The sequence below is a fragment of the Acinetobacter sp. Ver3 genome (assembly GCF_000632455.1).
GTDB lineage: Bacteria > Pseudomonadota > Gammaproteobacteria > Pseudomonadales > Moraxellaceae > Acinetobacter.
Genome location: NZ_JFYL01000100.1, coordinates 1 through 7,659, shown reverse-complemented (window position 1 = coordinate 7,659; position 7,659 = coordinate 1). Strand labels below are relative to the sequence as shown.

Genomic DNA, 7,659 nt, shown 5'->3' with positions numbered 1-7,659 from the left:
ACTGGACTGTCAACTTACGACAATCAGAACAGTAAAATCGCATCATGAGGCATTATACATAAAGGTAGTCACCGGTTTTTAGCTTATCTTCAACCCATAACGGTCTCATCTATTTAGTTCACTACCATTGATTGAAATAACTAATCTTATAAATTTCAGAGTGATCGTAGATGACAAAAATGTCATTTTAATGTCACATTAATGTTGGTTAAGTACTTTTACTGTAGTCATTAGAACACTCTTCTTTGGAATACTCTGAAGAAAACTGTAAGGTTGTAAACAGACCAAGTTACAGCGAGTAACTGATTCAGAAAAAGGCTGGTTGTATGGTGAAAGTTTAGAGTTACTGTTCTAATGTTTTAAACAAATGTTTTGTTAAAAAGGAGCAACATATGAAATTTCACATCGCTAATATGACTTGTGGTGGTTGTGCACGCGGCATTACTACCGCAATTAAAGAGCTCGACTCGAATGCTTCACTCGATATTGATTTACAAAACCGTATCGTTGAAATCAACACAACAGTGAGTCAGGATAAAGTCATTGCCACTCTCAGTGAGCGTGGATTTACAGCTGATCCTGCTTAATCTCTGTTAGAGTAACAGTGGGAATTCCTTACCACTTTTACTCTCTCTTATTTTCCTCATCGTACAGATAAAACCTGTACTTGCTTGAAATAAAAGTAATCCCTGAATTCCCCCTAATCTTGGTTCGAGCTGATCTTCGCATATAGAACTCAGCATATCTAAATGATAGAGATCGTATATGAGTACCGAAATGACTGATACGCCACACTACAGTGAAACATTAGAGATTGAGGGGATGACATGTGCTTCTTGTGTAGGCCGTGTGGAAAAAGCTTTAAAATCTGTTGAGGGTGTTGAATCGGCTCATGTAAATCTGGCTACCGAAAAAGCAGTCATTTATGCGCATCAACCACTTGATCGCGCTACTTTAATTAAAGCCGTAGAAAAAGCAGGCTACGAAGTGGAAGCGCTGCAACCAATAGAGCTTACGATTGAGGGTATGTCATGTGCTTCTTGTGTAGGTCGAGTAGAAAAGGCCTTAAAATCTGTTGAGGGTGTGGAATCAGCTGATGTAAATCTGGCTACTGAAAAAGCGACTATTCAGGCAAGCTCATCTGTCACTCGTGACTCGTTAATTCAGGCTGTCACCAAAGTAGGGTTTGAAGCAAAGTCAGTTCATCAAACTACGGAAAGCTTTCAAGATAAAAAAAATATTGAATTAGAAAAACTTAAAAAAGATTTAATTTTGTCAGTCTTATTGACTCTACCCGTTTTTATTTTAGAAATGGGATCACACCTGATTCCCGCCTTTCATACGTTTATGATGGATAACATTGGCCAACAAAATAGCTGGTTAATGCAATTTTTCTTGACCACAGTAGCATTAATTTTTCCAGGCCGACGCTTCTTTAAAAAGGGCATCCCAAGTTTATTCCGCTTAGCACCAGACATGAATTCCTTGGTGGCTGTAGGAACATTGGCTGCTTATCTTTATTCAGTGGTTGCTACTTTCTTTCCAAGTGTCCTGCCACAAGGCACGGTCAATGTTTATTATGAAGCTGCAGCGGTTATTATCACTTTAATTCTATTAGGTAGATTTTTTGAAGCCAAGGCAAAAGGCCGAACGTCTTTAGCAATTCAACATCTAGTTGGAATGCAGCCTAAAGTTGCCAGAATACAGCTCAATAATCAGGTGATAGAAGTTCCGATTGCCGAAGTTCAAACAGGAACGATTGTAGAGATTAGACCAGGCGAGCGTATCCCTGTCGATGGTGAAGTTATTCACGGCCAAAGTTTTATTGATGAATCCATGATTACTGGCGAGCCTATGCCCGTTGAAAAAACGATAGGCTCTACTGTGGTAGGAGGAACAATTAACCAAAGTGGCAGCTTAAATATCAAAGCCACCTCTGTTGGTAGTTCATCAGTGCTTTCTCAAATCATCCGAATGGTTGAACAGGCACAGGGTTCCAAGCTGCCTATTCAGGCATTGGTTGATAAAATTACCATGTGGTTTGTACCTGTAGTAATGGGTCTCTCTCTTTTAACTTTTATTACTTGGTTTATCTTCGGCCCTGAGCCAGCCCTAACGTTTAGCTTAGTTAATGCAGTTGCGGTACTCATTATTGCATGTCCTTGTGCAATGGGACTTGCAACGCCTACATCAATCATGGTGGGAACTGGGCGTGGTGCTGAAATGGGTGTTTTATTCCGTAAAGGGGAAGCTTTGCAGCTGCTCAAAGAAACTAAAGTGGTTGCTGTTGATAAAACAGGGACCCTGACTGAAGGGAAACCAATTTTAACCGATCTGCATGTCTTAGAAGGGTTTGAATACAATGCCGTACTTTCACTTATGGCAGCCGTTGAATCAAAATCTGAGCATCCTATTGCTCGAGCAATTGTACAAGCCGCTATAGATAAGGAATTAATCCTGTCTCCTGTTGCTGATTTCAAGTCAGTCACGGGCTATGGAATAGAAGCAACGGTGTCTGAACATTTGGTTCATATTGGTGCAGATCGATATATGGAAAAACTAGGTTTGAATCCTAATGTTTTTTCTCAATTTTCGGATCGTTTGGGAGAAGAAGGAAAAACCCCTCTCTATGTTGCGATTGACCAGAAACTTGCTGCCATTATTGCTGTAGCAGATCCAATTAAAGAATCAACATTTGCTGCAATTGAAGCGTTACATCAGTTAGGTTTAAAGGTTGCCATGATTACAGGTGATAACCGTCATACAGCTCAAGCGATTGCAAAAAAACTAGGTATTGATGAGGTTATTGCAGAAGTCTTACCAGAAGGTAAAATAGAGGCCGTTAAAAAATTAAAAAATCAATATGGTAAACTCGCATATGTTGGAGATGGCATTAATGATGCCCCTGCACTTGCAGAAGCAGATATTGGTTTAGCGATAGGTACAGGTACAGACGTAGCTATTGAAGCTGCTGATGTGGTTTTGATGTCTGGCAACCTGAAAGGAGTGCCGAATGCTATCGCTTTAAGCAAAGCGACTATAACCAATATTCGTGAAAATTTATTTTGGGCATTTGTTTACAATGCAGCTCTGATTCCTATTGCAGCAGGTGTACTTTATCCGCAATTTGGACTGCTACTTTCTCCTGTATTTGCTGCTGGTGCAATGGCTCTCTCGTCAATATTTGTACTAGGAAATGCTTTACGATTAAAACGTTTTAAAGCCCCCCTTGCAATTATTTAACCATTTTTTATATACATTTAAAGTTTTGTTGGCTTTACTTTATATATTTGGAAATAGTCTAAGCCATGTTGGCTTTTATTAAATATCATACAGTTGATATTCTAATTATTTGAAAGGGATTAAGATGAAAAGAATTTTATTAATATGCTTTATAGGCATGTCATTTACCTATGCGAATGCTCATTCTGGGGGAACGAACTCACAGGGTTGTCATACCAACAGTAAAACTGGTGATTACCACTGTCATTAATAGGTGCGCACACAGTTTTTTTATTTAAAAGACTGTGCTTTAAAGTTATAAGTAGCGTTTAACTAAAGCTAAAAATTCATTCAGTTCTTTTTCCTTTATTTCCTCAGTATCACCGAGTACATGTTCTCTAAGATGAAGTTCTATTAACTCATTCATTAAGCCATTTATCGCACCTTTAATTGCTGCAACTTGCTGTAATACCTCAATACAAGAATTTTCAGAATTTAAAATATTCTGTTCAAGGGCATTAGTTTGACCTTGAATTCGTCTAATCCGATTTAAAATTTTTTTGTTCTGATTTAAGTGAGACATACTATTCAACCTCAAGAACATATACTATGGGGGAGTATTAATTGTGGTGCAATAAAATGCAATATCTAAATAATGTTAAAAGTGACCATTCGCATCAATTTGACGAAGGAAATCCTTTAGCACAAAAGAAAATTTTAATCGCAACCATCCTCACTGGTGTAATGATGGTGTTTGAAATTTTTGGAGGATGGTTCTTTAATTCCATGGCTTTACTGGCTGATGGATGGCATATGAGTTCTCATATGTTGGCATTGGGCTTAGCTTATTTTGCCTATAAAATGGCTCGAAAATATGCTCGTGATCAGAGATTCTGTTTCGGTACATGGAAGATAGAAATCTTAGCTGGATATTCGAGTGCCATTTTATTGATGGTTGTTGCTGTATTCATGGGTGTTCAATCGATAGAACGTTTATTCAATCCTGTGAATATTCACTACAACGAGGCAATTTCAATTGCGATTGTTGGCTTGATCGTTAATTTTATTTGTGCCTGGTTACTACGTGAAAATGGTCACCACCACCATCATCACTCTCATGATGACCATGACCACCACCACGATCATCATCACTCTCATGATGACCATGACTTAAACCAGAAAGCCGCTTTTCTTCATGTAGTAGCAGATGCAGTAACTTCTGTATTAGCGATTATTGCACTTTTCGCAGGGAAGTATTTTGGATGGGATTTTTTAGATGCAATTCTAGGGATCGTAGGTGCAGTGCTTGTAGCACAATGGTCTTGGGGATTGATTAGAGAAACAGGTAAAACATTGCTTGATGCAGAGATGGAACATCCTGTAGTAAAGGAGATTCAGGAAGTTGTAGAGGAATTAGATAACCAAATTACGATTACTGATCTGCATGTCTGGAAAGTAGGTAGAAGTAAATTTTCATGTATTTTATCCCTAAATACAGTTAATGACTCCTTAACAGCAGAGGTAGTTCGTAAAGCTTTGTCAATTCATGAAGAGATTGTTCATATTTCTGTTGAAATTAACAAGAATTTCCATGTTGTTTAAATTAATATTTATTCCTTTTAAACTTTATCAGTCTATTTATGTAAATCTTAGATTAGAATTTGTTTGTTGTAGAGCGTCGGGGCGCCTCGGCAGTGCTGCGTTTTGAAATAGAAAGGAAAATTCATTTTCTGAATGAAGATATCGGGTATGAACGGGTAAAGATACAATCCACGATTCATATTCAATCCCATGCCTTTAAAGCGCAAAGCGTGTTGCAGATGCAGCTCTTACTCCTAGGAATCTTACACTGGTATCGCCCGCCGATAGAAACACCAGATCCGGCAGTCAGTACGTAAATAACCATTCCTCCAGTTTAAATAAAAAACCTGCAGATTCGATGCAGGTTTTTTTTAGAGATATTCAATCGCGTCTTATTTGGCTTTACGCTCTTTTTCAATCAGGTAATTCACGACCTGAATTACTTTGGCATCATTGCCCTGCACAATATATTTACCATTCACGGTCACCGCTGGTACACCGCTTAACTGATATTGAGCAGTCAAATTTTTTGCCTGAGCAATTTTTGACGAAATCGGGAATGATTTATAAGTCGTGTTAAATTTCTCTTCAGAAATACCATAACGGGTATAGAACTTGGCCAATTGTGCCTGTTCTAAAATTGGACGCTGCTTGTCATGAATATCATGGAATAACTGTAAATGTGCTTTTTGACGCACACCCAGGGCTTCTGAAACATAATAAGCACGTGCAGCCTGTTCCCAAAGCGGGTTCATTGCAGCAGGTGTACGTACAAAACGGATATCTTTGGGTAGTTTTTTCAACCAGTCCTGCATATGCGGTTCCAACGTGAAACAGTGACCACAGCCATACCAGAAGAATTCACGTACCTCAATTTTGCCCGGTTTTTCGACTTTAACTGGTTTTGCAACCACCTGATAGTCCTGACCTGCCACAAAATTGGCCATAGCACTACCTGAAAAGGCCAAAACAGATGCGGCAACAGCTCCTAAAAGGAATTTTTTCATTGGGATTATCGTCCTTTAAATCATTATGCTTAGTGTATGGATTCACTATAAATCAATTATGCCGGTTCCGTTTTCATGCTGCGAAATTTTTTGCTATCAAAACCGCTACATTAAAGTATACGACTGATTTTAAGTCAGTTAATATGGCCATTCGGCCGCTATGTGTTTTTAGACAATCACAAAAGTTAAACTTTGAGTAATAAAAACGGTTATAATTTCTACGATTAAAAAGTAGTGGTCAAACCTACAGCAAATATTAACTTCTTACTATTCTCTTCAGTAACAGCCGCGTGGCTATGATAATTGCTGGAATTTACAACATAGAACTGAGCAAAAAATGATTTATGAAAGGTTTATTAAATTAAATAAATTATTTATATAGTTAAAATTCACCTGATAAATCACTTTTTAATTTAAATTACTATGTTAATTATTTCTAAATTTTTCTCTAAGAAACGGAGTCCTCCATCAGCAAAACTACTGGTTGAAAAAACTATAGTAAAAATAACTAAAATAATCTTCATGTACATATTATTGAATCTAATCATATCTTGGACCAAAAAAATCTTTACTTATAATAATGAGTAAATATATACATCAGAATGACAACAAAATTACAAACTTGTAATTTTGTTAAGGTTTGTTCTCAAAAAAATAAATTAATACTATTTTAAAAAAGATAAATCGTTGCTGAAAAAGCTAGATTACAATCGAGTTAATTAATTATAAATCAAAAACTTATATTGTATAAAATTAGTAACTCTTTGCTTTCTGCACTTATTATTTAATCAAAGTTTCACGATTTTCATAAGCTAAACTAAATATAGTCGCCAATTTCAATTGAGTTATTTCCCGGCTTTTAAATACCGATATACCGCTTGGCGACTAATTCCAAATGCCTGGCCTAATGCCATTTTTGAAGGGTACTTCCCTTCCTTCCAGTCTTGTCGCAAAGCTTCAGCCTGATCAGGTTTCAATTTATGTACCCGGCCTTTGTACTTCCCTTGAGAAGAGGCAAGTTTAATTCCTTCCTTTTGCCGCTCTAAAATGATCTCACGTTCAAACTGTGCAAAAGCACCCATCAGTTGCAGCATCAAATTATCCATCGGGGTGGATTGGGCCGTAAAAGTAATATTTTCTTTTACAAACTGGATGGCAATCCCTCGTTTGACCAGTTTATCCACTTCAGTCACCAAATCTTTTAAGCTTCGCGCAAAACGATCCATGGAATGTACTATCACCCGGTCTCCTCCCCGGACATAATTCAACATTTCCTGAAATTTCGGTCGGTCGGTATTTTTACCTGAAGCACGGTCAACAAAAATCCGGTCGACTTCAATTCCCTCAAGTTGACGTCCCGTATTTTGCTCGACCGAACTCACTCGCACATAGCCTACTTTTTGGCCTTTCACTTTTTACGCCCCAATTGGATAAAAATGAACAATTTCGTAAATTATAAATCTTTAATACCAAAGTTACATGTTACTTATGATTAAAAAACATTTAAATGGTACATGTTTTTAAGAACTTTTAAAATGTAATTTTAGGGTTTACTCTATAGTTACATAAATTAGATGTAAAAACTTGTCTCCAATAAACCAAGTACGGTTCACCTAAACAGATTGCTACCCCTGAACAACCAGAATCCGAAAAAAGAGGCTTTTGGAGCCGTTTTTTTAGACCCTATGATTAACCACGATTGTTTAACTCATATGAATAAAGTTGTGAAACTTTGATTAAATAATAGGCATGGAACGTGAAAAATCATAAAAAAAACCCACCTTGGGGAAGATGGGCTATCAACTAGAAACTACAGCATTGAATTTTCAAGAGAATTATAACGCTGTTA

Annotated in this window: 7 protein-coding genes and 2 pseudogenes; 5 read left to right on the top strand and 4 right to left on the bottom strand. The window is 37.3% G+C overall.

The features are described 5' to 3' along the window. The first annotated feature begins 392 nt into the window (after window positions 1–392). The 3 genes from CL42_RS15135 (at window position 393) to CL42_RS17775 (ending at window position 3,493) form a co-directional block, all read left to right on the top strand. The gene (locus tag CL42_RS15135) at window positions 393–587 is read left to right on the top strand and encodes a heavy-metal-associated domain-containing protein (protein ID WP_004733233.1); all 195 of its coding nucleotides are present in this window, start codon (window positions 393–395) and stop codon (window positions 585–587) included. Window positions 588–765: 178 nt separating this feature from the next. Continuing rightward, window positions 766–3,243: a heavy metal translocating P-type ATPase gene (locus tag CL42_RS15130; protein ID WP_035270455.1), complete on the top strand. Its 2,478-nt coding sequence runs from the start codon at window positions 766–768 to the stop codon at window positions 3,241–3,243. A 124-nt stretch (window positions 3,244–3,367) separates the two neighbouring features. Beyond that, window positions 3,368–3,493 (top strand): YHYH domain-containing protein, encoded by a 126-nt coding sequence (locus CL42_RS17775; protein ID WP_094148905.1) that lies wholly within the window; start codon window positions 3,368–3,370, stop codon window positions 3,491–3,493. 45 nt (window positions 3,494–3,538) lie between these two features. Here the strand turns inward: CL42_RS17775 and CL42_RS15125 are convergent, their stop codons facing one another. Beyond that, window positions 3,539–3,805 carry a metal/formaldehyde-sensitive transcriptional repressor gene (locus CL42_RS15125; protein WP_005248679.1) on the bottom strand — a complete coding sequence of 89 codons (267 nt, stop codon included), beginning with the start codon at window positions 3,803–3,805 and terminating at the stop codon, window positions 3,539–3,541. Window positions 3,806–3,861: 56 nt separating this feature from the next. On the opposite strand from CL42_RS15125, the gene dmeF reads away from it, so the two are divergent. Then, complete coding sequence (gene dmeF, locus CL42_RS15120; protein WP_034438686.1) at window positions 3,862–4,824, top strand: CDF family Co(II)/Ni(II) efflux transporter DmeF; 963 nt, start codon at window positions 3,862–3,864, stop codon at window positions 4,822–4,824. Window positions 4,825–5,195: 371 nt separating this feature from the next. Here dmeF and CL42_RS15115 read toward each other — a convergent pair whose 3' ends face one another. The 3 genes and pseudogenes from CL42_RS15115 to CL42_RS15110 form a co-directional block, all read right to left on the bottom strand. Further along, window positions 5,196–5,810 (bottom strand): thiol:disulfide interchange protein DsbA/DsbL, encoded by a 615-nt coding sequence (locus CL42_RS15115; RefSeq protein ID WP_004668326.1) that lies wholly within the window; start codon window positions 5,808–5,810, stop codon window positions 5,196–5,198. Window positions 5,811–5,987: 177 nt separating this feature from the next. After that, a pseudogene (locus CL42_RS17605) lies at window positions 5,988–6,109 on the bottom strand (cation transporter); the annotation flags it as partial. 546 nt (window positions 6,110–6,655) lie between these two features. Then, window positions 6,656–7,222 (bottom strand): recombinase family protein, encoded by a 567-nt coding sequence (locus CL42_RS15110; RefSeq protein WP_035270451.1) that lies wholly within the window; start codon window positions 7,220–7,222, stop codon window positions 6,656–6,658. Window positions 7,223–7,425: 203 nt separating this feature from the next. Between CL42_RS15110 and CL42_RS17690 the strand changes: the two are divergent. Continuing rightward, window positions 7,426–7,503 (top strand): annotated as a pseudogene (locus tag CL42_RS17690) (DNA-binding protein); the annotation flags it as partial. Window positions 7,504–7,659 lie beyond the last annotated feature (156 nt).